This window comes from Streptomyces sp. P1-3, assembly GCF_050613155.1.
Lineage (GTDB): Bacteria > Actinomycetota > Actinomycetes > Streptomycetales > Streptomycetaceae > Streptomyces.
The window spans coordinates 5,537,315-5,562,586 of the sequence record NZ_CP192512.1 but is presented as its reverse complement, the minus strand read 5'-3'; the positions used below and the strand labels follow the sequence as shown (position 1 = coordinate 5,562,586).

Here is a 25,272-nt window from a genome sequence, read left to right as displayed (position 1 = left end):
TGGAGGGTAGCGTATCGGGCAGATCACTCCAGGTAGCCACGCAGCTGATCGGCGAAGGCGTGCTCGCGCAGCTTGTTGAGCGTCTTGGACTCGATCTGGCGGATCCGCTCGCGCGTGACGCCGAAGATGCGGCCGATCTCCTCCAAGGTGCGGGGGCGGCCGTCGGCCAGGCCGTAGCGGAGTTGGACGACCTTGCGTTCGCGTTCGCCGAGGGTGGAGAGCACCGCCTCCAGGTGTTCGCGCAGCAGCAGGAACGCGGCCGACTCCACGGGTGAGGTCGCGTCGCCGTCCTCGATCAGGTCGCCGAGCGCGACGTCCTCCTCCTCGCCCACGGGTGCGTGCAGGGACACCGGCTCCTGGGCCAGTCGCAGCACCTCGCAGACCCGCTCGGGGGGCAGGTCCAGCTGGGCGGCCACCTCTTCGGAGGTGGGTTCGTAGCCGCGTTCCTGGAGCATGCGGCGCTGGACGCGGATCACGCGGTTGATCAGTTCCACGACGTGCACCGGGACCCGTATCGTCCGCGCCTGGTCGGCCAGGGCGCGGGACATGGCCTGGCGGATCCACCAGGTGGCGTACGTGGAGAACTTGTAGCCGCGCGCGTAGTCGAACTTCTCCACGGCGCGGATCAGGCCGAGGTTGCCCTCCTGGACCAGGTCCAGCATGGTCAGGCCGCGGCCGACGTAGCGCTTGGCCACGGAGACGACGAGGCGCAGGTTCGCCTCTATGAGGCGGCGCTTGGCCATGCGGCCGAGGACCACCAGCTTGTCGAGGTCGAGGGCGAGCCGCGTGTCGAGGTCGGGGGTGCCGGCGAGCTTCTCCTCGGCGAACAGCCCGGCCTCCACCCGCCGGGCCAGATCCACCTCCTCGACCGCGGACAGCAGCGGGATCCTGCCTATCTCGCGCAGATACTGCCGGAAGAGGTCGGAGGACGGGCCGCCGGTGTCCAGCCGCACGGCGACGGGCTCGGGGAGCTCGGCGTCCGGCGCGGGCGCCTGCGGCGGGGCGACGGCTTCGGGGTGGAGCGGGGCCAGGCTCTGCTGCGGCACCACGGGGGCCGCCGCGGTGGTGTCGGGAGTGAGGGTCTGGGTCTGCACGAGGGCGACCTCCAGGGTGATCGCGCTTGAGGCGGCAGGACGATCGGGTACGGCTCCGGCGGCCGCGCCGCCATCCGTCCCGTACTCGGTGAGTGGATCGGCGGGGGAATCCGGCCCGACCTGGCCAGCACCGCCGCGCTCCGAGGACTCAGGCACCGCCCTCCAGTGTGGGGTACGACACAGCCCGGCCACGAGGGGCGTGCGAGCACTTTTTGCTCAGCGCGCGGTGATCGGACGGCTACCGTCCGGCGTTCGCCGTCACCGGGTTCCCGCCGCGCGGCGCCGCCACCAGCGCCGTCACAGCGCCGCGGCGCCGCGCTCGCGCAGGGCCTGGCCGTACTGCTGGAGCACCCACAGTTCGTTCTGTACGGCCGCGAGCTGCGCGGGGTCGGCGTGCTGCCCCAGGCGCTGGAGCGTGCCGCGCACCTCGGTGACCCGCTGGTTGACCGCGGCGAGGCGGACGGCCACCAGCTGGACGCCCGCGTACGCCTCGTCCGGGTCGCGGCGGGTGTGCAGGGGCTCGACGGCCAGCTCGGTGACCATCGCGCGGACGGTGTCGTCGGGGGCGATGTCGCGGACCCGGGCCAGGTAGTCGGCGTCGGCGTACGTGGCGCCGCCCGCGTCCTCGATGGCGCGGCGCACGGCGGCGTACGGCGGGGCGGTGAACTCGTCCACGCCGTACGCGTCGAACGCCGGGGAGACCAGGTCGGGGCGCTGGAGCGCGAGCTTGAGCAGTTCGCGCTCGACGCGGTGGGCGGGGCTGCGCAGGTTCAGCGCGGGGCCGCGGGGGGTGGCCGGGGCCGCGGGCTGCTGCGGGGCCTGGGCGGACTGGCGCGGTTGCGTACGGGCCGGTCGGCCGCCCGGTCCCGCGGAGGCGGCGCGCTCGCGGGCCCAGCGGGCGAGCTGGCCGACGCGCTGGACGACGAACTGCGTGTCGAGGATGCCCAGCATGCCGGCGAGTGTCACCGCGTACCCGTGGCGGATGGACGAGTCCTTGATCTGCGCCACGATCGGCGCGGTCTCCTCCAGGGCCGCGGCCTGGCCCTCGGGCGAGGCGACGTCGTGGCTGCCGACCACCGAGCGGATGGCGAACTCGAACAGCGGCGTGCTCGTCTCGACGAGCTTCTGCACCGCGTCGTCCCCGTGGGCGAGACGCAGCTCACACGGGTCCATGCCGCCCGGGCTGACGGCGATGGAGGTGTGCGCCGCGAACTTCTGGTCGTCCTCGAAGGCGCGCAGCGCGGCGCGCTGTCCGGCCGCGTCGCCGTCGAAGGTGAAGATCACCCGCGCCCGGGAGTTGTCCATCAGCAGCCGGCGCAGGATCTTGACGTGGTCGCCGCCGAAGGCGGTGCCGCAGGTGGCGATGGCGGTGGTGACCCCGGCCAGGTGGCAGGCCATGACGTCCGTGTAGCCCTCGACGACGACGGCCCGGCTGGTCTTGGCGATGTCCTTCTTGGCGAGGTCGATCCCGTACAGGACGTGGGACTTCTTGTAGAGCGGGGTCTCGGGGGTGTTGAGGTACTTCGGGCCGTTGTCGTCGTCGCGGAGCTTGCGGGCTCCGAAGCCGACGACCTCGCCGGAGATGTCGCGGATGGGCCACATCAGGCGGCCGCGGAACCGGTCGATGGGGCCGCGGCGGCCTTCCTGGGCGAGGCCGGAGACGATCAGCTCCTTGTCGGTGAAGCCGCGGCCGCGCAGGAAGCGGACGAGGTGGTCCCAGCCCGCCGGGCTGTAGCCGACGCCGAAGTGCTCGGCGGCGGCCTGGTCGAAGCCGCGCTCGGCGAGGAAGACCCGGCCGATCTCGGCCTCGGCCCCGGCCAGCTGCTCGGCGTAGAACTGGGCGGCGGCCTTGTGCGCCTCGACGAACCTGGTGCGCTCCCCCTGCTGCCGCCCGCTGGGGCCGGCGCCGCCCTGCTCGTACCGGAGCGTGATGCCCGCCTGCGCGGCGAGCCGCTCGATGGTCTCGCTGAAGGAGAGGTGGTCGATCTTCATGATGAAGTCGACCGTGTCCCCGCCCTCCTGGCAGCCGAAGCAGTAGAACAGGCCCTTGCCCGGGCTGACCTGGAAGGACGGGGACTTCTCGTCGTGGAAGGGGCACAGGCCCTTCAGATTGCCGCCGCCGGCGTTGCGGAGCTGGAGGTACTCGGACACGACGGCGTCGATCGGGACCGCGTCCCGGACCGCCCGCACGTCGTCATCGTTGATCCTGCCTGCCACGCGTGAATTCTACGGTGGGCCTGTGACACTCATTCCGCGATCAGCGAGGCCAGCGGGACCGCCGGATCGGCGAGGGCGTCGGGGTCGAGCCGGGTGCCGGAGCGGATGAGGCGCTGGAGGGGCTCGACCACGTCCCAGACGTTGACGTTCATGGCCGCCAGCAGCCGGCCCTGGCTCAGCCAGAAGGCGATGAACTGCCGCTTCCCCACGTCCCCGCGGCATACGACCTGGTCGTAGGCGCCGGGAGGGGCGTATCCGGAGTACTCCATGCCGACGTCGTACTGGTCGGAGAAGAAGTACGGCGCCCGGTCGTAGGAGACGTCCTGGCCGAGCATGGCGCGGGCGGCCGCGGGGCCGCCATTGAGCGCGTTGGCCCAGTGCTCCACGCGCAGCCGGGTGCCCAGCAGCGGATGGTCGGCGGCGGCCACGTCCCCCGCGGCGAAGATGTCGGGGTCGGAGGTGCGCAGCGAGGCGTCGACGGCGATGCCGCCGCCGTCATCGGGGTCGGCCAGGGCCAGCCCGGCGTGCTCGGCCAGGGCGGTGCGCGGGGCGGCCCCGATCGCGGCGAGGACGTCGTGGGCGGGGTGCTCCTCGCCGTCGGAGGTGTGGGCGGCGAGCACCATGCCGTCCTGCCCGACGATCTCGGTGAGCCGGGCGCCGAAGTGGAACCGGACGCCGTGCTCGCGGTGCAGGTCGGCGAAGAGGGTGCCGAGTTCGGGGCCGAGGACGTGGTACAGCGGGGTGGGCTCGGGTTCCACGATGGTGACCTCGGCGCCGTATCCGCGGGCGGCGGCGGCGACCTCCAGGCCGATCCAGCCGGCTCCGGCGATCACGAGCTGGCCGTTGTCGCGGCCGAGCGACGCGAGGACGCCGCGCAGCCGCTCGGCGTGCGCGAGCCTGCGCAGGTGGTGGACGCCGGCCAGGTCGGTGCCGGGGATGTCCAGGCGGCGCGGCTCGGCGCCGGTGGCCAGCAGCAGCCGGTCGTAGTGGATCCGGGTGCCGTCGCCGAGGGTGACGGCCTTGGCGGCGCGGTCGAGGCGCACGGCGGGCTGGCCGAGGTGCAGCTCGACGTCGGCCTGCGCGTACCAGGCGGGCTCGTGGACGAAGACGCTGTCGCGGTCACTCTTGCCGATCAGGAAGCCCTTGGACAGCGGCGGCCGCTCGTAGGGGTGGTCACGCTCGTCGCAGATGAGGATCACCCGGCCGGTGAACCCCTCCGCGCGGAGGGTCTCCGCGGCTTTCGCCCCGGCCAGCCCTCCTCCGACGATGACGAACGTCTGGTGTGCGTCGACCACTTGGCTCCTCCTCGCCGCCGCGCAGGGTTCTGCGTCCGGCTTCCCGCTGGTCACGTGCGCCATAGGCGAGCGTCCCGCCGGACCGGCTCGTTTTCAAGCCTGCCTGTGGGCAGCGGGGTCATCGCGGCCGCGTGAGGCGTGCGTGCAGGGAGCGCGCCGAGGCGTCCGTGAGGGCCGCGATCTGGTCGACGATCACCCGCAGCCGCGCCGTGTCGTCGGCCGCCTCGGCGAACAGCGTGCGGAACTGCGGGTCGAGTCCGTCCGGAGCGCGGGCGGTCAGCGCCTCGCCCAGTTCGGCGATGACCACGCGCTGGTCGGCCCGGAGCAGCTCCTGGTCCTCGCGCTGCATCACGTACCGGTCGGCGACGGCCTTGAGAACGGCGCACTCCAGGCGCGTGGCGCGGGGGACGACCAGTTCGGCGCGGTAGCGGGTGAGCCGGCCGGATCCGAACGCGGCCCGGGTGGCGCCCTCGGCGGCGAGGCAGAACCGGCCGATGAGCTGGCTGGTGGCGTCCTTCAGCCGGGCCTGGGCCGTGGCGGTGCCGTCGTAGCCGTGCGGCCACCACTCCTGGTCGAGCAGCCGGTCCAGTGCCTCGGCGAGTTCGTCGGGGGCGGCACCGGGGGCGTACCGGTCGGCGGCGACGGCGAACACCTCGCGCCGCTCGGGTTCGGCCAGCAGGCAGGCGGGGTCCAGGTGTCCGGCGTGCAGCCCGTCCTCGACGTCGTGCACCGAGTACGCCACGTCGTCGGACCAGTCCATGATCTGGGCCTCGAAGCAGGTGCGGTGGCCGGGGGCGCCCTGCCGGAACCAGGCGAAGACCGGCAGGTCGTCCTCGTAGACCCCGAACTTCCGGGACGCGGGGTCGGTGGGGTGACCGCCGCGCGGCCAGGGGTACTTGGTGGCGGCGTCGAGGGCGGCGCGGGTGAGGTTGACGCCTACGCTGACCTGCTCGCCGGTATCGGCGTCGGCGATGAACCGTTTCGGCTCCAGCCGGGCCAGCAGGCGCAGCGACTGGGCGTTGCCCTCGAAGCCGCCGCAGGGCGCGGCGACCTCGTTGAGGGCCAGTTCGCCGTTGTGCCCGAAGGGCGGGTGCCCCAGGTCGTGGGCGAGACAGGCCACCTCCACCAGGTCCGGGTCGCAGCCGAGCGCGTCGCCCAGTTCCCGGCCCACCTGGGCGCATTCGAGGGAGTGGGTCAGGCGCGTACGGGGCGAGGCGTCCCAGGAGTGGGAGCTGGTCCCGGGGGTGACCACCTGGGTCTTGCCGGCCAGTCGGCGCAGGGCGGCGGAGTGCAGCACGCGCGCGCGGTCGCGCTGGAAGGCGGTGCGGCCGGGCCGCTTGTCGGGCTCCGGGGCCCACCGTTCGACGTCGGAGGCGTGGTAGCCGGGGAGGGCGGCCGCGCCGGGGGCGGGCGGGACCTCGGGGTCGACGGGGAAGGGCGGTGCGGCGGACGGTCCCGCGGTGAAGGGCTCGGCGGGGGCCCGTCCCGCGACGGATCGCCCTGTGGTGGCTCGTCCTGTAGTGGCTCGTACTGCGGGGTCGGGTGCGGTCGGTGGTGTCCCGTTCATACACCGACGGTAGCCGCCGGGTGTGACAGCGAGGTGGAACTCGGGCGTGGCACCGGGTGTGACGCGGGGAGGGGCACCGGCGCCAAGGCCAGGGCCTGCTCGTAGCGGTGGAGTATCAGCCGCGCCATCGCCGGATGGTCGCCGAGCGGGGCGGACACCGCACCGGGGGCGGCCGCCGCGCAGCGCCCCGCGAAGAGGCCGGGCGCGGTGAAGCAGCGGGCCACGGCGATCCGCCTCCGGCCGTGGTCGGCCAGCGCGCGCACCGCCTCGGCGACGGACGGCGCGCCGGGCCCGGTGGCCGAGGCGTAGCCGGGCAGGACGGGCACCCCGCCGAGCCGGGCGCTGAGCAGCGCGGCGGTACGGGCGGTCCCGACGGCGGAGTCGGGGTCGCGGGAACCGGCGGCGGCCAGCACGACCCCGGATCCGGCCCGCGCGGCACCGTCCCATCCGGCCTCGGCGAGCCGCTCGTACAGGGCGTCGGCGAGCAGCGGGTGCGGGCCCAGCGGCGCGGCGATCCGGACGCTCAGATGGCGGGCGGCGGCGGCCGCGGCCGGGAGGTCGTGCTTGACGTGGTGGCCGGGTGCCAGCAGCAGCGGCACGAGGACGGCTTCGCCGCGCAGCGTGGCGAGGGTGTCGCCGAGCAGGGGCGCGTTCAGCTCGATGTGCCCGAGGTGGACGGGCAGCCCGGGGCGCAGCGCCCGGACCCGGGCCAGCAGGGCGGTCACGGTGCGCAGGGCGGCGGGGTCGCGGCTGCCGTGCGCGACGGCGACGAGGGTGGGGGGGACCTCCCGTGCGCGACGCACTACGGAGGAGGGGCGGGGCCTGCCCCGCAGGGTGACCCGGCTGAGTTGGGAGGTGAGCTGTGCGGTGATGCGGTCCATGAGCTGCGCCGTACTGTCGAAGGGTCCGGATCCGGCGGAACCGGCGGGGCCGGGGGTCTCGACACCGTCATGAACCGAGGGTGGCAGCGGCGTGTTGCCCTGCCGTTGCGGCGCGGTGAAGGGTGGTTTCGCCGGCTTCACAGCGCGGGCGGGGGCGCGCTGAGTCCCGGTTGTCAGAGGCGTAACGCACGGGGGGCTCGGCCCGTAACACGCGCGTAGCACGCTCTCAGGCATGAGTGAGACCGCCGCCACGGACACCCACTGCCCGTACTGCTCGCTGCAGTGCGGCATGACGCTGCGCGCGCCGCGCCCCGACGGCACGGGCGCCAGTGGGGTCGGCGTGGAGGTGCTGGAACGCACCGCGTTCCCCGTGAACCGCGGCGCCCTGTGCGGCAAGGGACGTACCGCGCCCGCCGTGCTCTCCTCCCGGGTCCGACTGACCGAGCCCCTGATCCGTCGCCCCGCGTCAGGGCGGCTCGAACCGGCCACCTGGGAGGAGGCGCTCGACGCCGTCGCGGAGGGCCTGGCCCGTACCCGCGCGGAGTGCGGCGCGGACGCGGTCGGGGTCTTCGGCGGCGGCGGGCTGACCAACGAGAAGGCGTACGCGCTGGGGAAGTTCGCGCGCGTGGCGCTGGGCACCTCGCAGATCGACTACAACGGCCGGTTCTGCATGTCGTCGGCGGCCGCCGCGCACCAGCGGGCGTTCGGACTGGACCGCGGGCTGCCCTTCCCGCTGGCGGACGTGGCCCGTACGGGCTGTGTGATCCTGGTCGGCTCGAACCTGGCCGAGACGATGCCGCCCGCGCTGCGCTATCTCACGGAGCTGAAGGAGAACGGCGGGAAGCTGATCGTGGTCGATCCGCGCCGCACCCGCACCGCCGAGCAGGCGGATCTGCATCTGGCGCCGCGCCCGGGCACGGACCTGGCGCTGGCGCTCGGCCTGCTGCACCTGGTGGTCGCGGAGGGCCGGGTGGACGAGCGGTTCGTGGCGGAGCGTACGAGCGGATGGCCTCAGGCGCGGGCGGCGGCCATGGCGCACTGGCCGGAGCTGGTCGAGCGGATCACCGGCGTGCCGGTCCCCGAACTCCGCTCTGCGGTAACGATGTTCTGCGATGCGGAATCGTCGATGGTGCTCACGGCGCGCGGACCCGAGCAGCAGTCCAAGGGGACGGACACGGTGGGCGCGTGGATCAACCTGTGCCTGGCGACCGGCCGCGCGGGCCGCCCGCTGTCCGGCTACGGCTGCCTGACGGGCCAGGGCAACGGTCAGGGCGGCCGCGAGCACGGGCAGAAGGCCGACCAGCTCCCGGGCTACCGCAAGCTGACCGACCCGGCGGCGCGCGCGCATGTCGCGGGGGTGTGGGGAGTCGACCCCGACGCGCTTCCAGGGCCGGGCCGCAGCGCGTACGAACTGCTGGACGCGCTCGGCGGCCCGGCGGACGGCGGCGGCATACGGGCGCTGCTGCTCATGGGCTCCAACCCGGTGGTCTCGGCCCCGCGCGCGGCCCATGTGGAGGGCCGCCTGCGCTCGCTGGACTTCCTGGCCGTGGCGGACGTGGTCTTGTCGGAGACCGCGGCGCTGGCGGACGTCGTGCTGCCGGTGGCGCAGTGGGCGGAGGAGACCGGGACGACGACGAACCTGGAGGGCCGGGTCCTCCTGCGCCGCGCCGCCCTGACGCCGCCGCCGGGTGTCCGTACGGACCTGGAGGTCCTGCACGGCCTGGCGACCCGGCTGGCGGACGGCCTGGAGAAGGGGTTCCCCACGGACCCGGAGGAGGTCTTCGAGGAGCTCCGCCGCGCGTCGGCGGGCGGCCCCGCAGACTACTCCGGGATCACGTACCGCAGGATCGCGGACGAGGACGGCGTCTTCTGGCCGTGCCCGGGGGCGCCTGAGGCGCCCGGAGGAGCTGCGGCGGCGCCCGGGGCGGCAGGGGAGCCGGAAGCCGCGGCGGCGTTCGCGGTCGAGCCGGTGCCGGACGGTCCGCCGCCGGTCGGGGCGGGGGCCCGGGCGGGCGGGGGCCGCACGGACACCGCGTCCGGCGCCGACGCCGCCGCGCCCTTCCTCGACGCCCGCGCCGAAGGCGCCCCGCACCCCGGTACGCCGCGGCTGTTTCTCGACCGCTTCGCCACCGATGACGGCCGCGCGCGTTTCGTGGCCGTCAGCCACCGCCCCGCCGCCGAGGAGCCCGACGCCGAGTACCCCGTCCTGCTGACGACGGGCCGGGTGCTGGCGCAGTATCAGTCCGGTGCGCAGACCCGGCGCGTGGCCGAGCTGAACGCGGCCGCGCCCGGGCCGTTCGTCCAGCTCCACCCGCTTCTGGCGCGGCAGTTGGGGGCGTCCGAGGGCGACCCGGTCGCGGTGGTCTCGCGGCGCGGCCGGGCCGTCGCCCCGGCCCGGATCAGTGGCGACATCCGGCCCGACACGGTCTTCATGCCCTTCCACTGGGCGGGTGAGGGCCGGGCCAACACGCTCACGAACCCGGCCCTCGACCCGACCTCGCGGATGCCGGAGTTCAAGGTGTGCGCGGTGCGGCTGGAGCTGGAACGAGAACCAAAGCGGGTGGAGGAGTCACCGGCTCAGTGATGCCAGGCCCGCCCGCCCGTGTTGTGGATGAAGCGCTGGAGCACCTTGAGGGTCGTCAGGTACTCCTCGTCCGAGACGCCCGCGTGCCGCTCGGCCCACAGCTCCCGTTGCAGGGCGGCGCCCTTGGCGTGGAATGCCTTCCCCTCCGCCGTGAACCGCAGTCGGCCCTCCCCGTCCTCGGTGAGCCAGCCCCGCGCGATCGTCGCGTCGATCTCCGGCCCGATGGCCTCCCCCACGCCCAGGTAACCCTTGAGGATCTCCGTCACCTCGGCGCGGGCCTTGCCGTCCTCGCCCAGCGCGACCTGGGCCAGCACCCACCACTGCGGTTGGGTGGTACCCAGCTCGGCCAGGGCGGCCCGGGTCCGGGTGACCACCGCCTTGTGCGCGGCCCAGCTCCAGTAGCCGATGGGCTGCTTGATCAGTTCGGTGTCGCTGTGTGAATACTCCATGCGGACGAACGTAGAAGTTCAACAAAGGTTGAAGTCAAGGACGGTGGGCGTCGACTTCCTTCAGGTACGCGGCGCGGGTCTCCTCGTCCAGGAAGGACGCGCGGAAGGAGTTGCGCGCCAGGGTGCGCAGCGCCTGCTCGTCCAGGCCGAGGGCGTCCCGTACAGCGGTGAAGTTGTCGTCCACGTACCCGCCGAAATAGGCCGGGTCGTCGGAGTTGACCGTCACCAGCAGGCCCGCGTCCAGCATCGCGGGCAGCGGGTGGTCCGCCAACTGGTCGTACACGCGCAGCCGGACGTTCGACAGGGGGCACACCGTCAGCGGCACCTGGTCGGCGACCAGCCGGGCCACCAGCGCCTCGTCCTCCAGGCAGCGCACACCGTGGTCGATCCGGTCCACGCCGAGGATGTCCAGCGCCTCCCATACGTACGCGGGCGGCCCCTCCTCGCCCGCGTGCGCCACGCACTTGAGCCCCGCCTCCCGCGCAAGCCGGTACACCTCACGGAACTTCGAGGGCGGGTGCCCGGCCTCCGCCGAGTCCAGTCCGACCGCCGTGATCCGGTCCAGGTAGGGGCGGGCGGCCTCGAAGGTCTCCAGAGCCGACTCCGCGCTCTCGTCCCGCAGGAAGCACATGATCAGGCGGGTGCTGATGCCGTACGTCCGCTCGGCCGCGTCCAGCGCCCGTGTCAGCCCGCCGATGACGGTGCCGATCGGCACGCCCCGCGAGGTGTGCGCCTGCGGGTCGAAGAAGATCTCGGCGTGCCGGACGCCCTGACGCTGGGCGCGGACCAGATAGGCGTCGGCGAGCTCGGCGAAGTCGTCCTCGGTCCTCAGGACCGCCATCAGCGCGTAATAGAGGTCCAGAAAGGACTGGAGGTCGGAGAAGGAGTAGGCGGCACGCAGGTCGTCCTCGGTGGCGTACGGCAGCGGGACGCCGTTGCGCTCGGCGAGCGCGAACGCCAGCCCGGGCTCCAAAGTGCCCTCTATATGGAGGTGGAGTTCTGCTTTGGGAATGGGGGGCATGGCGGGTCCCACCTGCTCTGGTCGGCTGATCGGCTGACTCGACGGGCGTCCAGGGTAACGGGCATGCACCGGGTTCACCCCTGTCGCGATACCCTCGGCTCATGGCGCAGACCCGTCTGTCCCTCTCCGTGGACCAGGAACACGCCGCTGCCATACGGGAGGCGGCGCGGCGGCGTGGCCTGACCGTTTCCGCGTACATCGAAGGCGCCGCGATGGAGGCCGTCGCGCGTGACGCCCGTATCCGCGCCCTGTTCGCGGTGGAGTGGGAGGCGTACGAGGCCGCCGAAGCCCTCGACACGGACCGGCGCTTCACCGCCTGACCGGGGCCGCGCAACCCTGTGCGCGTCACGCGCGTCGCAGCAGGCGACGATGATCGCCTGACTCAGGCTGACGCGGGGGGGGCGAGATGCGGCGTACGAGACGTACGGATGGGCTGCCGTGGATGCGGCGGTTGCGGCTTCCATCATGGCTGCGGCTGCCGTCCTGGCTGCGGCTCCCGTCCTGGGCGCGGCTCCCGTCATGGCTGCGGCTACCCCGGACCCGGCGCGGGCAGCGCCGGGCCGTCCAGGTCACCGTCCTCCTGTGCGTTCTCGCGCTGGTGCCCGCGACCTGGCTGCGGCTGACCACCGACGCCCGCGTACGGACGGCCGCGGACGTCCCCTCCGCCCCGGTCGCGGTGGTCTTCGGCGCCGGCCTGTGGCAGGGCAAGCCGTCGCCGTATCTCGCGCACCGGCTCGACACCGCCGCCGAGCTGTACGAGCGCGGCAAGGTCCGCGTGGTCCTGGTCACCGGCGACAACAGCCGCCACGACTACGACGAGCCGGACGCGATGCGCGCGTATCTCGTACGCCACGGGGTCCCGGACCGGCGGATCGTCAGCGACTACGCGGGCTTCGACACCTGGGACTCCTGCGCCCGCGCCCGGCGCGTCTTCGGCGTGGACCGGGCGATCCTGGTGAGCCAGGGCTTCCACATCCGGCGGGCGCTGGCCCTGTGCGAGGCGGCGGGGATCGACGCGTACGGCGTCGGGGTGGGCGAGCCGCACGACGCGACGTGGGTGTACGGGGGGCTGCGCGAGCTGGCCGCGGCGAGCAAGGCGGCGCTGGACGCGACGTTCCGGCCGGACCCGCGCTTCCTGGGACCGCGCGAGCGGGGCGTGGCGGAGGCCCTGGCGGCACCCTGACCGCCTTGTGGTCCTCCCGGGCCCGGCCCGGCTAGCTGATGGTGGTCTGCTCCACCACCCACCCCAGGTACGCGTCGCTCCCGTGTGTCACCGGCGTCGCGATGATCTCCGGGTTGTCGTAGTCGTGCGCCTCCCGGATGTGCGCCTCCAGTTCCTCGTACCGCGCGGCCGTCGTCTTGAACAGCACCTGCCACTCCGACTCGGTCTCGACCACACCCTGCCAGCGGTAGACGGACGTGACCGGCTGACTGATCTGCGCGCAGGCCGCCACCCGCGACTCCACGGCCCCGCGGGCCAGGGCTTCGGCCTTCTCCGGGGTGTCGGTGGTGGTCAGTACGGTCAGGAAGTCCGTGTCCGCCATGGTGGTGTGTCCTCTCTGCGCCTGGCGCGGTGCTGCGACGAGCGCGGTGTGCGGCTGGCGCGGTGCTGCGACTGGCGCGGTCCACGCTAGCCGGTGAGGATTGAGAGGTACCGCTGATCCGACCGTACAACCGATCCGACCGTACGACGCGAAGCGAGCAAGCCCATGGACGACCTCACCGCGCTCGCCCGCCACCATCTTGACCAGGCCAAGACCGATCCGCACGGCCGCAGCGCCCACCTGTTCCTGCACAGCGGTCCGCTGCGGCAGAGCGTGATCGCGCTGACGGCGGGCACGGAGCTGTCCGAGCACAACGCGCCCCCGGCGGCGAGCCTTCAGGTCCTCCACGGCCACGTGCGGCTGACCACCGTCGGCGGCGCCGACCAGGACCTCATCGCGGGGCAGGTCCAGGTGCTCCCGCCGGAGCGGCAAGGCCTGGTGGCGGTGGCGGACTCGGCGGTGCTGCTCACGGCGGTCACGGCGACGACGGGCTGCCCTACGCCCGCCGAGTGAGCCCGGCCGCGCCCCACGCCTGCCGGATGATCCCGGCCCCGGACCGGGACTACCAAACGGCCCCGGCCCCGGCCCCGGGCTACCGGACGGCTCCGGCCTCCGCTCCGGTCCCGGCCCGCGCGCGCAGCAGCTTCTTGTCCGGTTTACCCACGTCGGTCAGCGGGATGTGGTCCACGGCGTGCAGGGCGGCGGGCGCGTACATCGCGCCCATGCGCGCCGTGACGAACTCCCCGATGTCCTTGGCCAGCTCGTCGTCCACCCGGTGCCCCGGCGCCGGGACCAGCGCGGCGTGTACCTCCTCGCTCTCGTCCGGCCGCCGTACGCCGAACACCGCACAGTGCGCCACCGCCGGGTGGGTCAGCAGCAGCTCCTCCAGTTCCGCCGGATAGACATGGCCGCCGACGACGATGATCATGTCTTTGAGCCGGTCCACGAGGAAGAGATGGCCCGCTTCGTCGAGGTAGCCGGCGTCGCCGGTGTGGAGCCATCCGTCCTCCCGCAGCACCTGCGCCGTCAGCTCCGGTTGCTTCCAGTAGCCGCTCATCGCCTGCGCGGAGCGGACGTGCACCTCCCCCACCTCCCCGGGCGGGAGCTCGCGACCGTCCTCGTCGCGGACGACGATCTCCACCCCGGGTATCGCGCGGCCGGCGGTGATCTGCCCCGCGTGTCCCGTCACGGTGTGCTCGTGCGGCAGGACCTCGCTGATCCACCCGGCCTCCGACTGCCCGTACCAGCCGTGGAGTACGGGACCCAGCAGGTCGGCGGCCTGGCGCAGCCGCGTCGGTGACGCCGCGCAACCGGCGTAGATGAGCCGGCGCAGGCTGGAGGTGTCGGTGCGGGCGGGTCCGTCCTTGTCGAGCGCGTCGATTACCCGGTACAGCAGCGGCGGCAGCAGGAACACGTCGGTGATCCGTTCCCGCTCGACCGCGGCGAGTACGTCGCGCGGGTCGAAGGCCCGGCGCAGGACCACATGGCCGCCGGCGAGCAGCGTGGCGTCGGCGAGGATTCCGGCCATGTGGGCGAGCGAGGTGCAGGCCAGGAGGCGGGGCGGGGCGTCCGGGTCGGCCGCGCGCAGGCACAGGTCGCGGTACGGCCCGTGTGCCATCCGTATGCCCTTGGGAATCCCGGTGGTGCCACCGGTGTACCGGATCGACCAGTCGTCCTCCGGACGCGCCGCGCCCGCCGACCGCCGTACGGGGTGCCGGGCGGCGCAGGCGATCAGGTCCTCGGCGAGCGGGCTGGGCCCGAAGGAGAGGACGGTGGGGGCGGCGGGCCGGTCCGCGGCCCCCTCGCCCCGCTTCCTCAGCCGGGCGACGAGCGCGTCGGTGGCCTCCCCGGCGTCGGGGTCCACGAGCAGCAGCGCCGCCTCGAGGCTCGCCACGATGGTGGCCAGCGTCGCCGGGGCCATCCCCTCGTACAGGAACGCCGCGCGGGCGCCGAGCAGATTGGCCGCGTAGCGGGCGCTGAGGGCCTCCGGCCGGTTGCCGGTGAAGACGGCGACGGTGCTGCCTCGCTCGACGCCGCGGTCGGCCAGCTCGACCGCCATCCGCAGGACGCTGTCGTGGAACTCCCCGGCCGGGATCCGCCGGCCGTCGTCGGCGGTCAGGATCGTCCGCCCGGGGTCGTCGGCGAGCCGGTCGAGGATCAACTCCACATAGCTCACGAAGGTTTGTTCGGTCATGAGGACGACGCTAGGCGGAATCACTCATACCTTCCACGACCAATCAAGCCATGAAATCATGCCTCGTCGGTTATGAGCTGAGACGAGGTCTGGGATGGATCTGCTGGCACTGCGGTACTTCCAGGCGGTCGCGCGCCGCGAGCACATCAGCCGGGCGGCGGAGGAACTGCGCGTCGCCCAGCCGTCGGTGAGCCGGACGATCTCCCGGCTGGAGGCCGAACTCGGAGTGCCGCTCTTCGACCGTACGGGCCGCCAGGTGCGCCTCAACCGCTACGGCGCCGCGTTCCTGCGCCGCGTGGACCGCGCCCTGGCCGAACTGGACGACGGACGGCGCGAACTCGCCGACGCCGCCGGTCTCGACCACGGCACCGTCGCCGTCGCCGCCGAGACGCTCCTGCCGCTCACCGGCACCCTCACGGCGCTCCGGGCCGCGCACCCCGGCATCGGCGTCCGGCTCTGCCAGGCCGAACGCGAGGAGATGGCGCGGCGCCTCCAGGCCCGTGAGGTGGACTTCTGTCTCGCGTCGCAGCCGCTGCCGCTGCCGGGCCCGGCGCTGCGCGAGATCGCATTGGTGCGAGAGGAGGTGCTGCTGGCGGTGCCCAGCGCGCATCCGCTCGCGCGGCGGGAGCGGGTGGCGATCGCGGAGCTGGCCCGCGAACCCTTCATCACCACCCAGCCGGGCAACTGGCAACGCGCCCTGCTCGACCGGCTCTTCGCGGCGGAGGGGATCCGCCCGGTCATCACCTGCGAGGGCGACGAACCGGGCGCGGTCCTGGACCTGATCAGCGCGGGCCTCGGCATCGGCCTGATGCCCGCGATGGCGCGGCAGGCCAAAGCGGACGCGGACGTCGCCTGGCTGCACGTCGACGCCACCGACTGCGTACGGACGTTGACGCTGGTGTGGCAGGCGGACGCGTACCTGTCGGCGGCGGCGCGGAGATTCCGCGAGGTCGTGGTCGCGGAGCTGGGCACCGGATGATCTCCGGCCGACCTGGGCCTCAGTCCGGCCGATCGACGGCCCCGGCCTGCCGAAACACCGCAGGAATACGATCACGCGCATGGATGCCATGTATCCCCGCCTGCTCGTCGAGGACTTCGACACTGCCGCTCGTTTCTGGACCGCGGCGCTCCGCGATCTCCTGGGCGTCGAACCGGTCAAGGTGATACTCGCGGCGGGCTACGCCAACTGGGACCTGAACGGCGAAGCCGTCCTCGCACTGTTCTCCCGCAAGGCCGTCGCCGAGGCCGTCGGCACCGGCGGCCTGCCGTCGGCCGCTTCGGCCGCTTCGGCCGCTTCGGCCCAGGACGCCGCGATGCTGGTCCTGCGCGTCGACGACGTCGCCGCCGCGGCGCGCTGCCTGAGCGGGCACGGCGCGTCCGTGCTCGCCGACGCCCAGGACCGCCCCGACTGGGGCCCCAACCTGCGTACCGCCCACCTGAGGACGCCGGACGGCACGCTTGTGGAGTTGCAGTCCTACTAGGGCGGCTAGGGGCTGCCTGGCGGGTCGACGGTCACGAGAGGTCGAGTTCCGCCCAGACCTCCTTGCCGACGGCACATGGCCGTACACCCCAGCGGGCGGCGAGCCTGTCGACGATGAGCAGCCCGCGCCCGAACTGGTCGCCGTCGGCGGCGATACGGATGCTGGGTACGCGATGGCCACGCGGGTCGGCGACGCCGATGCGCAGGGTTCGTGGGGTGAGGGTGAGCTGAACGGGGATGAGCTGCCCCTTTAAGGAGCCGTGCAGCAGCGCGTTGGTGAGCAGCTCGGCGAGCACGAGTGCCGCGTCCTCGGCGAGGCCTTTGTGGCCCCACTCGCCGACGAGGCGTGCCGTGCGCTTGCGGGCGATCGGGATGCTTCCGGGATACGGGGTGTAGTTGAGGCGGTCCAGGTAGCGGACCGGGGCGGGGTCTTGGGGCCGTTCCATTGCGTACCTCCAGGCAGGCAAACGGGTGCCGTACCGGTCGCGTGTCTTGCGGTTCGCGACCGGCTCTTCGCGGAACGTAGCCCGCAGCCCAAGATCCTTTCAATCGACTCGGGGAGAATTTCACCCGTTCTTGCGTGCGGGGCGTGCTCGACTCCACACTGAACGTGCCGATGTTGGAGGGTGGACGTGACAGACGATCAGGCCGCGCAGGACAACCGCGTATCAACGGTCCTGGGACGCAAGCTCGGCGGCGAGCTGCTGCAACTGCGCCTGGCGGCCGGGCTCACACAGGGCGAGGCGGCCAAGGCCATCACGGCGTCGACCGGCAAGGTCGCGAAGATGGAGCGCGGGTGGGTTCCCATGCGGGAGCCGGACATCCGCGCACTGTGTGAGCGGTTCGGGGTGTCGGATCCCGCAGCAGTCGGCGGCCTGCTGGAGTTGGCGCGCATCGACCGTGAGCGTCGCAAGGCGAAGGGCTGGTGGAACGACTTCTCCAGGCTTGGTGACATGCACGAGTACGTAGCCCTGGAGAGCGCGGCGACCACCGTCACCATGTGGCAAGTCGCCTACGTGCCGGGGCTGCTCCAGACCCCTGCCTACATCCGCGCGTTGAACAGCGATGAACAGTTCGTCTCCGCTCGGCTCGCGCGCCAGCAGCGTCTCACGGAAGCGACTCCCCTTGCCCTGCGGGTCGTCATCTTCGAGGCCGCGCTGCGGAACCTCGTGGGTGGCGCAGAGGTGATGAAGGAGCAGCTGACCCACCTGGCAGCCGTTGCCACGAGGCCGAACATCACTGTGCAGGTGCGCCCGTTCAGCGCGGGGTCTCACCCTCAAATGGACTCGGCCTTCAACATCATGTCGTTCGCCGAACCGGGGGCGATGGACGTGGTGTACATGGAGGTTCCCTTCACCCGGCTGTGGATCGAGGGCGGAGAAGGGGCTGCACAGCACGTAGAACTGTTCGAGACAATCGCCAGGCAGGCCCTCAGCGAGGGCGATTCACAGGCGTTCATCAAGCGCATCAGCGAGGAACTGTGAGCCATGCCTGACTTTGAGTACCACAAGTCCAGCTACAGCAACGGTGAACGCGAATGCGTGGAGGTCGCAATCAACGTGCCCGGCACCGTCGCCGTACGCGACTCCAAGAACCCCCACGGGCCCGTGCTCCGCTTCGAACCGGCCGCGTGGGCGAAGTTCACGGCGGCCGTCACGGCGGGACGGTTCGAGTAACCAGCGCGGACAACGCGCACACGCGGAGAGGGAGCCCCCGCCAGGACGGCGGGGGCTCCCTCTGCGTACGGACACGACCCAAGCCCTAACTCAGCGGGCACGCCACCGCGGGGTCCGCCCGGTTCGGACAGCACACCACCGCCAGCGAGACGAACCGCGTCCCCGCGCCATAGCAGCCCCAGGACACGTCGCCGCCCCACCCCAGCGTGTCCACCGCCAGCGCGACCTGCGTTTCCAGCGGCGGCTGGAGCGCGCTGAGGGTGACGGCCTCACCCACCCGTTCCGCCAGCCAGTCCGCCGCCTCCTTCGGGTGGTCGTACGTGGCCCGGATCAGCCCTCGCGGCTTGCGGAGCCAGTGCGCGACCTGGAGGGGCGGGAGGTCCGAGGCGTCGAAGCCGGGGCCCTCGGGGCGGCGGTCGCGTTCCCGGTCGAAGTCCGGCTTGGGGCCGGACCAGGAGTACGCGTGGTAGTGCGGCACAGTGGCCTGGCCTGCCGCGCCGGTCAGGCGGACAGGCCGAACCGGGCCGGGTCGATGCCCGCCGCGCGCAACTCCGCCGCCGTGAAGCGGAGCGGTTCCGCGTCGGGTCGCTTGCTGTCGCCCAGCGCGTAGGCGCCATCGGCGCCGGGGATCGGCGCGAGGGTCACGCACGTCTCCGGGGCGTCCGGAGGGTTCCCGCCGCAGGCGGCGGGGCGGGTGAACTCGGCGCCGGTGAGGTCGAGTTCGTAGAGGTTCGTGTCACGCATGGGTGACCCCTTCCTGCTCGGGCGGCACGGCCGTATGCGGTGGCCGTGCCGCGGTGAGCAGGACGGTAGGGAGCGCGGTGGGGCGGTCTCTACGGACTTGCGGGGACTTGCGTGCGGTTCACCCGAGTGCGGCGCGGGCGTCCTCGATCAGTGCACGCGCGTGCGCGTCGTACACGGCCATCGCGGCGAGTCCGGCGTGGGTCCGGGCGTAGATCTCGATCTCGGCCGGTTGGGTCACCGTGACCTCCGAATCGGGGAGTTCGACCTTCGCCTCCGCGTCGTCGAAGAGGTAGAAGCCCGTCGTCGGCCACATGGCGCGGTCGGCGCTCATCGGGACGATGCCGAAGCGCACTCGGGGCAGCGACGTAGCGTCCCGCAGGTGGTCGAGTTGTTCGGCCATGACGTCGGCTCCGCCGATACGCGACCGCAGGACCCACTCCTCCACCAGGATGTGGAACTCGCGCTCGCCTTCGTGGAGCACCTGCTGCCGCCGCAGACGCCCGGCGACGGCCGCCTCGGTGTCATCGGGGATGCCGTAGAAGGGGATGATCACGCCCATCAGCGCCGTGGCGTAGCCCTGGGTTTGCAGCAGGCCGGGTACGACACCTGGCTCGTAGACGCGGAACTGCCGCGTACGCTCGTACTGCGGTACACCGGATTGCTGGAGGTCACCAAGGCCCGTCTGGGTTACGGCGCTCCACGGTACGTATGTCTCGTCGGGCGCAAGTCTCTCCTCTCGGGGTCACCCCAGGGCGTCGATAGCTGAGGTGATCAACGTTCGGGCTTCCGCCCCGTACACGGCGAACTCGCGCAGAGCCCGCAGAGTCTGTTCGTACATGGCGGCACTCGTCCTCCTCACAAGGGTCCTTGCCGAGGAACGTCAATGCCATGCGAGCCTCCCGCTCAGTTCGGCGATCACTGAGACACACCTTGCCCTCCACACACCGTGACCGCCACGAACTTGCGGGAACTTGCACCTCCAAGATCACAACCCACCCCGTGCACGCGCACACATGCACCCGCGCCGCCCGCACACAGCAAGCAACCCCCGACCTCAGCGAGGAAGGCGCGGCCTACGCGAAACGCCCAAGTCGCCGAACCCGTACGGCATATGCTCTACCGGGTGACGAACACGCCGCGCCCTCGCAGACCCGGCCGACGGTCGCGAGGCAGCCTGACCCATCTGATCACCCATAGTGACCCCATCGCGCTGGTCGGCATATCCCTGGCCCTCGTCCTGTCCGTCTGCCTGGACGTCACCGGCGCCGCGAGCGGAGTCGAGTCCCTGCTCGCCGGTTTGATGCTCACCATCCTCTCGCTCGTCCTGGATGCCTCGGCCCGTGCGGAACGGAGGTTCCAGTTACGGCAGTTGGTGCAGACGACCGACTGGCTGGCCGGTTCGGTGACGTCCGTGGCAGCCGCCACCCAGCGGATCGTCGAGCAGTACCCCGGCGGCGCGATCGAGGCCGAGGCCCGGCAGCGGCTGCGGCGGCTGGCCGAGGAGTTCGACGACCTGAGCCGGGGCCGCATCGAGCGGCCCGGAGACGACGGCGAGCACCTGCTGGCCGCCACCCGCGCCTGCCGGGACCGGCTGGAGGCCGTGACCAACGTCGCCGACGAGCCCACCTGGTGGCGCGGTGACGTCGGAACGGCGTACTGGCAGGCCAACCTCGACGCCCTCGCCCGCGGAGTGCGCATCACGCGGGTCTTCCTCACCGACCGGCCCAGCAGTGAGCTGGAGGAGCTGATGGAGCGGCAGCGGCAGGCGGGCGTGGAAGTGATCGTCAAGCGCCGGGACCAGGATCCCGGGCTGCACGTGAACATCGTCGTGTGGGACGGCCGACAGGCGTGGGAGGCCCGCATGAACGCCCACGGAGAGACGGTGGCGCACCTGTTCATGGTCAATGAGCAGGACGTGAGCCGCCGCCGCGAACTCTTCCGCCGACTGGTGCTGGCGGATCGCTGAAGCGTGGCCTCGCTGCTGATGGCCTTCACGGCCGTCACCCTCACGGTATGGGGCGTCAGCCTGATCCGCCCGGTCCGATGGCGGGCGCTCGTCTACAGCCTCCCGATTCCGATCACGCTGGTCCTGGCCACCACCCCGGTCGAGGTGGACGGCAGCCAGGTGCTCGGCGTGGTCGCGCTGAACCTCTTCTTCGCCGTCACCGCCTGGCTGCACGGGCGCCGCGGGTGGCACATCGTCCTGGCCGACCTCGCCGGAGTGGTCGCCTACCTCGCGCTGAGCAGGCTGGTCGCCGTACTCGCGCCGGTCCCCTTCGTACCGGTACTGGCCGCCGTGTCCGTGGCGTGGATCGCGGCCGCCGTGCTCCTGCCGCCGCCCGCGCCGAGCCGTCCGGCCGAGCCCGCGGCACGGCCCGGGGCCCTGGCGAAGTTGGGTGCCGCCGCGAGCGGCGGGCTGCTCATGGTCGCCATCGGACGGTATCTGAGCGGCCTGGTCGTGACCTTCCCCTACGCCGGCGTCCTCGTCGTGATCGAGGCACGCCGCGACCTGGCGCAGTTCGCGCGGCACTTCACCCGCAACAGCATCGGCCTGGTGGCGTTCTTCGGCGCCTGCCACGCGCTGCAGAGCCACGGCAAGCCGGTCGCGCTCACCGCGGGATGGCTCGCCCACGCCTCCTGCGCGCTGGCGCTTCACCTGCGTCGGCCCAGGTAGGCCCGTCGGTTCGAGTCGGTCCGTCGGCCCGGATAGCCCCTTCGTACGAGGCAGCGCCCCGGCCCTCTGGACGCAGCCCTGGAACCCCTGGACGCACACACATGAACGCGAGCCTCCCGCGCATGGTCGGGGCGGCCCGTCCCCGCGTTCACTGGAGCACATGGCAGACAACACCACGACTCTGGTCCTCGGCGGCACCGGCAAGACCGGGCGCCGGGTCATCGAGCAACTCACCGCCCGTGACATCCGCACGCGATCCGCCTCTCGCACCGGCGAAACCCCCTTCGACTGGCTGGACCGCTCCACCTGGGAGCCCGCTCTCGCCGACGTACGCGCCGTCTACCTCGTCTACCTCCAGGACCTCGGACACCCCGACGCCGCCCCGCACATCCGCGACTTCCTGCGGCTCGCCGCCTCGCGCGGGGTCGAGCGGGTCGTCATGCTCTCGGCGCGCGGCTGGGACGCGGCCCACCCCGCCGAGCAGGCCGTGCGCGACGCCGGGATCGACTGGACGATCCTGCGGCCCACGTGGTTCGCGCAGAACTTCAGTGAGGACATGTTCCTGCCCTCGATCCTCGGTGGGGAGTTGCGGCTGCCCACCGCCGACGGGCACGAGCCGTTCATCGACGCCGAGGACGTCGCCGCCGTCGCCGTCGCCGCGCTTACCGAGGACGGACACTCGGGCCAGGTCTACGAGCTGTCCGGGCCCCGGCTGCTCACCTTCGGCGACGCGGTCGCTCTGATCGCCAAGGCGACGGGCCGGGATGTCCGATACACCCCGATCTCCTCGGAGGAGTTCATCGCCGATCTGCTCCAGGCCGGTCTCACCGCCGAAGAGGCCCCCGTCGTGGACGGCCTGCTGGGCATCATCGCGCGGGGCGGCAACGCCTATCTCTCCGACGGCGTCCAGCGGGCCCTGGGCAGGGAGCCGCGGGACTTCGCCGGGTTCGCCGAGCGCACCGCGGACACGGGGGCGTGGCACGCCTGACCTGCCGAGGCCGGGCGTCCGACCGGCGAGCGGCGGTCAGGTCACACGTGCGGCCGGCGAGGGGCATGCGAGTGCCCCGGCCGGGTCGGACGTCACCGCGCGAGGGCGTGCGAGTGCCCCGGCCGGGTCGGACTTCACCGCGCGAGGGCGTGCGAGTGCCCCGGCCGGGTCGGACGTCACCGCGCCAGCCACTGGTCGTACGCCAGCTTGCACACCAGCGAGACCACGACCACCACCAGGACCGCCCGCACGAAGCCGCTACCGCGCTTGAGGGCCATGCGCGCGCCCGCCATGCCGCCCGCGAAGTTGAAGACGGCCATCAGCGCGGCCAGCCGCCACAGCACCGTGCCCTGGTAGGCGAAGGTCAGCAGCGCGCCGAGGTTGGTGCAGACGTTCACCACCTTCGCGGTTGCGGAGGCCGTCACCAGGTTCATCCTGAGCGTCGCGACCAGCGCGATGACGAGGAAGGTGCCCGTGCCGGGGCCGATCAGCCCGTCGTAGAAGCCGATGCCCAGGCCCGCGACGAGGATGCCCGCCAGGACCCGGCGGCGGGTCACCGGGCCGGTGGCCGGGGCGGTGCCGAAGGCCGGGCGGAGGAGGACGAAGGCCAGTACGGCGAGGAGTACGGCCATGATCAGCGGGCGGAGTACGGCGCTGTCGATCCCGGCGGCGAAGAACGCCCCGGCGAGCGAGCCCCCGGCCGCGGCCAGCCCGATCCGGGCGGCCGAGCCCACGTCCACCAGGCCCTTGCTGGTGTAGGTGACGGCCGCGGCCGAGGTGCCGACGACGGACACCGCCTTGTTGGTGCCCAGGACGTACGCCGGCGGCAGGTCGGGGACACCCACCAGGAGGGCCGGGAGCTGGAGGAGGCCGCCGCCGCCCACGACGGCGTCGATCCAGCCCGCCGCCGCGGCGGCCACGCACAACAGGATCACCGTCGTCAGGGATATGTCAGGCATGATCGCGACCCTAGCGGCCGCCCGTGGCGGGCCTGGCGGGCGGCCCGGCGGATCGCCGGACGCCGGACGCCGGACGCCGGCGGTCGTCACTCGCGGGCGGCGGCGGACAGCGCGGCCCGCCGTCCGTCCCGGCGGCCGGTCTCACACCCGTCCCTCCGGCCCGCTGAGGGCAGCGTTGCCCGGCGGAAACGAAGGGGATGCGGTGGGGTAACAGGCACCACGCACGCTTCCCGGTATGAGCTCGGAGTCGGAGAAGGAACCGGACGGCCGCCACCGCGTGGTGGTGATCGGCGGCGGCATGGCCGGGGCGCGGCTCGCCCAGCAGCTGGCGGTGGCGTCCGAGGCGGCGGGCGCGGGGGCCGCGGCGGCCCCGGCGGTCACCGTCATCGGCGAGGAGCCGCACGCCCCGTACAACCGGGTACTGCTCGCCGAGGTGCTCGCCGGGCGGTACGCCCCGGAGGTCGTCGCCCTCCCCACGCCCGCCGCGCACCACCTGCGCGGGGTTCGGGCGGTCCGTATCGACCGCGGTCCGCGGACCGTGCACTGCGACGACGGCCGCCTCGTCCCCTACGACACACTGGTGCTCGCCACCGGCTCCAACCCGGTCCTGCCGCCACTGCGCGGCCTGTTCGAGACTGGGGGCACCTCCTGGGGGCACCGCCCAGCGGCCGTGCTGGGGGACAGGTTTGGGGGAGGACGCGAGCTGCCGGACGGCGTGCACGCCTTCCGCACCATGGACGACTGCCTGACGCTCGCGGCCTCGGTACGGCCCGGGGTCCGCGCGGTCGTCATCGGCGGCGGGCTGCTCGGCGTCTCCGCCGCGCGCGCCCTGGCCCAGCGCGGCGCCCAGGTGGTGCTGGCCCACCAAGGCGAGCACCTGATGGAACGCCAGGTCGACGCGCACGCGGCCGGGCTGCTGCGCACGCACCTTGAGGCCATGGGCGTGGAGGTGCACACGGAGTGCCGCGTACGCGGACTGCGGACCGACCTCGTGGCCTGCGCCGACCCGGCCGGGGCCCAGCCCGCCCCTATGGCCACCGGCACATCCGGCACCCGGCCCGCCGATACGGCCACCGACACGGGCGACGCCCGGCCCGCCGACGCGGCCGACGCCCCGCGGCCCGCCCGCGGTGCCGACCGCGGCCACCGCGCGCCCCGCGCCGGGCGGGCCCCCGCCCCGCGTGCCGTCCGTGCCGTCGTGCTCGCCGACGGATTCGCGCTCGACACCGACATCGTCGTCTTCGCCTGCGGGGTGCGGCCGCGTGTCGGGCTCGCCCATGCCGCCGGGCTCGACGTGGCGCGCGGTGTCCTCGTCGACGACGAGCTGCGCACCTCTGACCCCTACATCCACGCGATCGGCGACTGCGCCGAGCACGACGGGGTCGTGTACGGCCTCGCCGGTCCGGCGCAGGAGCAGGCGGACGTCCTCGCGCGGGCGATCGCCGCGCGGCTGCGGGATCCCGGCCCGCACCAGGCCGGGAACCAAGTCGGGAACCAGCGCGGCGACGCCGCCGCGCACCGCTACCGCGGTACCCGTGCCCTGACCCGGCTCACCCTCTCCGCTCCCCCGGCGGCCGCTCCACCCGCCGCCGATGCCCTGGCCGATGCCCCGGCCGACGCCCTCTCGGCCACCGCCACCGCCGCCGACGCCGCGGCCGGCGGACCGCTCGATCTCGCCACGTTCGGCGAGGCCACCCCCGCGCCCGGTGACGACGTCGTACAGCTCTCCGACGCGACCCGTGGCGCCTACCGCAAGGTCGTCGTGCGTCAGGACCGGCTCGTCGGCGGGATCCTGCTCGGCGATCTCGGCACCGTCGGCGCGCTCGCCCGCGCCTGGGAAGGCGACGCGCCGCTGCCCGCCGCCCCGCTGCTCCACCTGCTCACCAACGATGGAGGCTCCTGACC

At 73.0% G+C, this 25,272-nt stretch carries 25 protein-coding genes and 1 pseudogene; 12 read left to right on the top strand and 14 right to left on the bottom strand.

Features of this window, described 5'->3' with window-relative positions:
* Positions 1-23: 23 nt before the first annotated feature.
* The 5 genes from ACQUSR_RS23570 to ACQUSR_RS23550 all read right to left on the bottom strand — a co-directional run bounded on the left by ACQUSR_RS23570 (position 24) and on the right by ACQUSR_RS23550 (position 7,054).
* On the bottom strand, positions 24-1,250 hold the full coding sequence (locus tag ACQUSR_RS23570) for an RNA polymerase sigma factor (RefSeq protein ID WP_431044596.1): 1,227 nt from the start codon (positions 1,248-1,250) through the stop codon (positions 24-26).
* A 141-nt stretch (positions 1,251-1,391) separates the two neighbouring features.
* Positions 1,392-3,311 (bottom strand): DNA primase, encoded by a 1,920-nt coding sequence (gene dnaG, locus ACQUSR_RS23565; protein ID WP_431044595.1) that lies wholly within the window; start codon positions 3,309-3,311, stop codon positions 1,392-1,394.
* Positions 3,312-3,340: 29 nt separating this feature from the next.
* Complete coding sequence (locus tag ACQUSR_RS23560) at positions 3,341-4,606, bottom strand: NAD(P)/FAD-dependent oxidoreductase (protein WP_431044594.1); 1,266 nt, start codon at positions 4,604-4,606, stop codon at positions 3,341-3,343.
* Between the two features lie 118 nt (positions 4,607-4,724).
* Positions 4,725-6,173 (bottom strand): deoxyguanosinetriphosphate triphosphohydrolase, encoded by a 1,449-nt coding sequence (locus ACQUSR_RS23555; RefSeq protein ID WP_431044593.1) that lies wholly within the window; start codon positions 6,171-6,173, stop codon positions 4,725-4,727.
* Positions 6,170-7,054 carry a sirohydrochlorin chelatase gene (locus ACQUSR_RS23550; protein WP_431044592.1) on the bottom strand — a complete coding sequence of 295 codons (885 nt, stop codon included), beginning with the start codon at positions 7,052-7,054 and terminating at the stop codon, positions 6,170-6,172. The genes ACQUSR_RS23555 and ACQUSR_RS23550 overlap by 4 nt, the downstream gene beginning before the upstream one ends.
* 232 nt (positions 7,055-7,286) lie before the next feature.
* Between ACQUSR_RS23550 and ACQUSR_RS23545 the strand changes: the two genes are divergently transcribed.
* Entirely contained in the window at positions 7,287-9,638 is a 2,352-nt protein-coding gene (locus tag ACQUSR_RS23545) for a molybdopterin oxidoreductase family protein (protein WP_431044591.1), read from the top strand.
* Here ACQUSR_RS23545 and ACQUSR_RS23540 read toward each other — a convergent pair.
* Together ACQUSR_RS23540 and ACQUSR_RS23535 are read right to left on the bottom strand one after the other, a co-directional pair.
* Entirely contained in the window at positions 9,632-10,087 is a 456-nt protein-coding gene (locus ACQUSR_RS23540; protein ID WP_431044590.1) for a MarR family transcriptional regulator, read from the bottom strand. The two genes, ACQUSR_RS23545 and ACQUSR_RS23540, sit on opposite strands and share 7 nt — an antisense overlap.
* A 34-nt stretch (positions 10,088-10,121) precedes the next feature.
* On the bottom strand, positions 10,122-11,108 hold the full coding sequence (locus tag ACQUSR_RS23535) for an adenosine deaminase (protein ID WP_431044589.1): 987 nt from the start codon (positions 11,106-11,108) through the stop codon (positions 10,122-10,124).
* A gap of 101 nt (positions 11,109-11,209) precedes the next feature.
* On the opposite strand from ACQUSR_RS23535, the gene ACQUSR_RS23530 reads away from it, so the two are divergent.
* Positions 11,210-11,428: a ribbon-helix-helix protein, CopG family gene (locus ACQUSR_RS23530; RefSeq protein ID WP_431044588.1), complete on the top strand. Its 219-nt coding sequence runs from the start codon at positions 11,210-11,212 to the stop codon at positions 11,426-11,428.
* A gap of 122 nt (positions 11,429-11,550) precedes the next feature.
* Positions 11,551-12,291 carry a SanA/YdcF family protein gene (locus ACQUSR_RS23525; protein WP_431047792.1) on the top strand — a complete coding sequence of 247 codons (741 nt, stop codon included), beginning with the start codon at positions 11,551-11,553 and terminating at the stop codon, positions 12,289-12,291.
* 31 nt (positions 12,292-12,322) lie between these two features.
* Here ACQUSR_RS23525 and cutA read toward each other — a convergent pair whose 3' ends face one another.
* Positions 12,323-12,652, bottom strand: a complete 330-nt coding sequence (gene cutA, locus ACQUSR_RS23520) for a divalent-cation tolerance protein CutA (RefSeq protein ID WP_431044587.1) — start codon at positions 12,650-12,652, stop codon at positions 12,323-12,325.
* Between the two features lie 165 nt (positions 12,653-12,817).
* On the opposite strand from cutA, the gene ACQUSR_RS23515 reads away from it, so the two are divergent.
* Complete coding sequence (locus ACQUSR_RS23515) at positions 12,818-13,165, top strand: cupin (protein WP_431044586.1); 348 nt, start codon at positions 12,818-12,820, stop codon at positions 13,163-13,165.
* 79 nt (positions 13,166-13,244) lie between these two features.
* Here ACQUSR_RS23515 and ACQUSR_RS23510 read toward each other — a convergent pair whose 3' ends face one another.
* On the bottom strand, positions 13,245-14,846 hold the full coding sequence (locus tag ACQUSR_RS23510) for an AMP-binding protein (RefSeq protein WP_431044585.1): 1,602 nt from the start codon (positions 14,844-14,846) through the stop codon (positions 13,245-13,247).
* A gap of 94 nt (positions 14,847-14,940) precedes the next feature.
* On the opposite strand from ACQUSR_RS23510, the gene ACQUSR_RS23505 reads away from it, so the two are divergent.
* Entirely contained in the window at positions 14,941-15,825 is an 885-nt protein-coding gene (locus tag ACQUSR_RS23505) for a LysR family transcriptional regulator (protein WP_431044584.1), read from the top strand.
* A 79-nt stretch (positions 15,826-15,904) separates the two neighbouring features.
* Positions 15,905-16,327 carry a VOC family protein gene (locus tag ACQUSR_RS23500; protein ID WP_431044583.1) on the top strand — a complete coding sequence of 141 codons (423 nt, stop codon included), beginning with the start codon at positions 15,905-15,907 and terminating at the stop codon, positions 16,325-16,327.
* 31 nt (positions 16,328-16,358) lie between these two features.
* On the opposite strand, the gene ACQUSR_RS23495 is transcribed toward ACQUSR_RS23500, so the two are convergent.
* Positions 16,359-16,772 (bottom strand): ATP-binding protein, encoded by a 414-nt coding sequence (locus ACQUSR_RS23495; protein ID WP_431044582.1) that lies wholly within the window; start codon positions 16,770-16,772, stop codon positions 16,359-16,361.
* 186 nt (positions 16,773-16,958) lie between these two features.
* On the opposite strand from ACQUSR_RS23495, the gene ACQUSR_RS23490 reads away from it, so the two are divergent.
* Positions 16,959-17,810: a helix-turn-helix domain-containing protein gene (locus tag ACQUSR_RS23490; protein WP_431044581.1), complete on the top strand. Its 852-nt coding sequence runs from the start codon at positions 16,959-16,961 to the stop codon at positions 17,808-17,810.
* A 3-nt stretch (positions 17,811-17,813) separates the two neighbouring features.
* The gene (locus ACQUSR_RS23485; protein WP_431044580.1) at positions 17,814-18,002 is read left to right on the top strand and encodes a DUF397 domain-containing protein; all 189 of its coding nucleotides are present in this window, start codon (positions 17,814-17,816) and stop codon (positions 18,000-18,002) included.
* A gap of 85 nt (positions 18,003-18,087) precedes the next feature.
* Here ACQUSR_RS23485 and ACQUSR_RS23480 read toward each other — a convergent pair whose 3' ends face one another.
* From ACQUSR_RS23480 to ACQUSR_RS23470, 3 genes and pseudogenes are all read right to left on the bottom strand, one after another.
* Positions 18,088-18,480, bottom strand: a complete 393-nt coding sequence (locus ACQUSR_RS23480) for a hypothetical protein (RefSeq protein ID WP_431044579.1) — start codon at positions 18,478-18,480, stop codon at positions 18,088-18,090.
* A 23-nt stretch (positions 18,481-18,503) separates the two neighbouring features.
* Positions 18,504-18,746: a DUF397 domain-containing protein gene (locus ACQUSR_RS23475; protein WP_431044578.1), complete on the bottom strand. Its 243-nt coding sequence runs from the start codon at positions 18,744-18,746 to the stop codon at positions 18,504-18,506.
* 118 nt (positions 18,747-18,864) lie between these two features.
* Positions 18,865-19,365: pseudogene (locus ACQUSR_RS23470) on the bottom strand (DUF5753 domain-containing protein); the annotation flags it as partial.
* A 504-nt stretch (positions 19,366-19,869) separates the two neighbouring features.
* On the opposite strand from ACQUSR_RS23470, the gene ACQUSR_RS23465 reads away from it, so the two are divergent.
* The 3 genes from ACQUSR_RS23465 to ACQUSR_RS23455 all read left to right on the top strand — a co-directional run bounded on the left by ACQUSR_RS23465 (position 19,870) and on the right by ACQUSR_RS23455 (position 22,408).
* On the top strand, positions 19,870-20,712 hold the full coding sequence (locus ACQUSR_RS23465; protein ID WP_431044577.1) for a hypothetical protein: 843 nt from the start codon (positions 19,870-19,872) through the stop codon (positions 20,710-20,712).
* 3 nt (positions 20,713-20,715) lie between these two features.
* On the top strand, positions 20,716-21,420 hold the full coding sequence (locus ACQUSR_RS23460) for a hypothetical protein (RefSeq protein WP_431044576.1): 705 nt from the start codon (positions 20,716-20,718) through the stop codon (positions 21,418-21,420).
* A 160-nt stretch (positions 21,421-21,580) separates the two neighbouring features.
* Positions 21,581-22,408: an NAD(P)H-binding protein gene (locus ACQUSR_RS23455; RefSeq protein WP_431044575.1), complete on the top strand. Its 828-nt coding sequence runs from the start codon at positions 21,581-21,583 to the stop codon at positions 22,406-22,408.
* Positions 22,409-22,584: 176 nt separating this feature from the next.
* On the opposite strand, the gene ACQUSR_RS23450 is transcribed toward ACQUSR_RS23455, so the two are convergent.
* Positions 22,585-23,367, bottom strand: a complete 783-nt coding sequence (locus tag ACQUSR_RS23450; protein ID WP_431044574.1) for a TSUP family transporter — start codon at positions 23,365-23,367, stop codon at positions 22,585-22,587.
* Positions 23,368-23,602: 235 nt separating this feature from the next.
* Here ACQUSR_RS23450 and ACQUSR_RS23445 point away from each other — a divergent pair, with 235 nt between their 5' ends.
* Positions 23,603-25,270, top strand: coding sequence for an NAD(P)/FAD-dependent oxidoreductase (locus ACQUSR_RS23445; protein ID WP_431044573.1), 1,668 nt, complete (start codon positions 23,603-23,605; stop codon positions 25,268-25,270).
* Positions 25,271-25,272 lie beyond the last annotated feature (2 nt).

What these genes read in the sequence shown, in the direction of transcription:
- ACQUSR_RS23555 (WP_431044593.1), bottom strand. Translation starts at nt 6,173, where the DNA reads ATGAACGGGACACCACCGACCGCACCCGACCCCGCAGTACGAGCCACT.
- ACQUSR_RS23550 (WP_431044592.1), bottom strand. Translation starts at nt 7,054, where the DNA reads ATGGACCGCATCACCGCACAGCTCACCTCCCAACTCAGCCGGGTCACC.
- ACQUSR_RS23545 (WP_431044591.1), top strand. Translation starts at nt 7,287, where the DNA reads ATGAGTGAGACCGCCGCCACGGACACCCACTGCCCGTACTGCTCGCTG.
- ACQUSR_RS23540 (WP_431044590.1), bottom strand. Translation starts at nt 10,087, where the DNA reads ATGGAGTATTCACACAGCGACACCGAACTGATCAAGCAGCCCATCGGC.
- ACQUSR_RS23535 (WP_431044589.1), bottom strand. Translation starts at nt 11,108, where the DNA reads ATGCCCCCCATTCCCAAAGCAGAACTCCACCTCCATATAGAGGGCACT.
- ACQUSR_RS23530 (WP_431044588.1), top strand. Translation starts at nt 11,210, where the DNA reads ATGGCGCAGACCCGTCTGTCCCTCTCCGTGGACCAGGAACACGCCGCT.
- ACQUSR_RS23525 (WP_431047792.1), top strand. Translation starts at nt 11,551, where the DNA reads ATGCGGCGGTTGCGGCTTCCATCATGGCTGCGGCTGCCGTCCTGGCTG.
- cutA (WP_431044587.1), bottom strand. Translation starts at nt 12,652, where the DNA reads ATGGCGGACACGGACTTCCTGACCGTACTGACCACCACCGACACCCCG.
- ACQUSR_RS23515 (WP_431044586.1), top strand. Translation starts at nt 12,818, where the DNA reads ATGGACGACCTCACCGCGCTCGCCCGCCACCATCTTGACCAGGCCAAG.
- ACQUSR_RS23510 (WP_431044585.1), bottom strand. Translation starts at nt 14,846, where the DNA reads ATGACCGAACAAACCTTCGTGAGCTATGTGGAGTTGATCCTCGACCGG.
- ACQUSR_RS23505 (WP_431044584.1), top strand. Translation starts at nt 14,941, where the DNA reads ATGGATCTGCTGGCACTGCGGTACTTCCAGGCGGTCGCGCGCCGCGAG.
- ACQUSR_RS23500 (WP_431044583.1), top strand. Translation starts at nt 15,905, where the DNA reads ATGGATGCCATGTATCCCCGCCTGCTCGTCGAGGACTTCGACACTGCC.
- ACQUSR_RS23495 (WP_431044582.1), bottom strand. Translation starts at nt 16,772, where the DNA reads ATGGAACGGCCCCAAGACCCCGCCCCGGTCCGCTACCTGGACCGCCTC.
- ACQUSR_RS23485 (WP_431044580.1), top strand. Translation starts at nt 17,814, where the DNA reads ATGCCTGACTTTGAGTACCACAAGTCCAGCTACAGCAACGGTGAACGC.
- ACQUSR_RS23475 (WP_431044578.1), bottom strand. Translation starts at nt 18,746, where the DNA reads ATGCGTGACACGAACCTCTACGAACTCGACCTCACCGGCGCCGAGTTC.
- ACQUSR_RS23455 (WP_431044575.1), top strand. Translation starts at nt 21,581, where the DNA reads ATGGCAGACAACACCACGACTCTGGTCCTCGGCGGCACCGGCAAGACC.
- ACQUSR_RS23450 (WP_431044574.1), bottom strand. Translation starts at nt 23,367, where the DNA reads ATGCCTGACATATCCCTGACGACGGTGATCCTGTTGTGCGTGGCCGCC.
- ACQUSR_RS23445 (WP_431044573.1), top strand. Translation starts at nt 23,603, where the DNA reads ATGAGCTCGGAGTCGGAGAAGGAACCGGACGGCCGCCACCGCGTGGTG.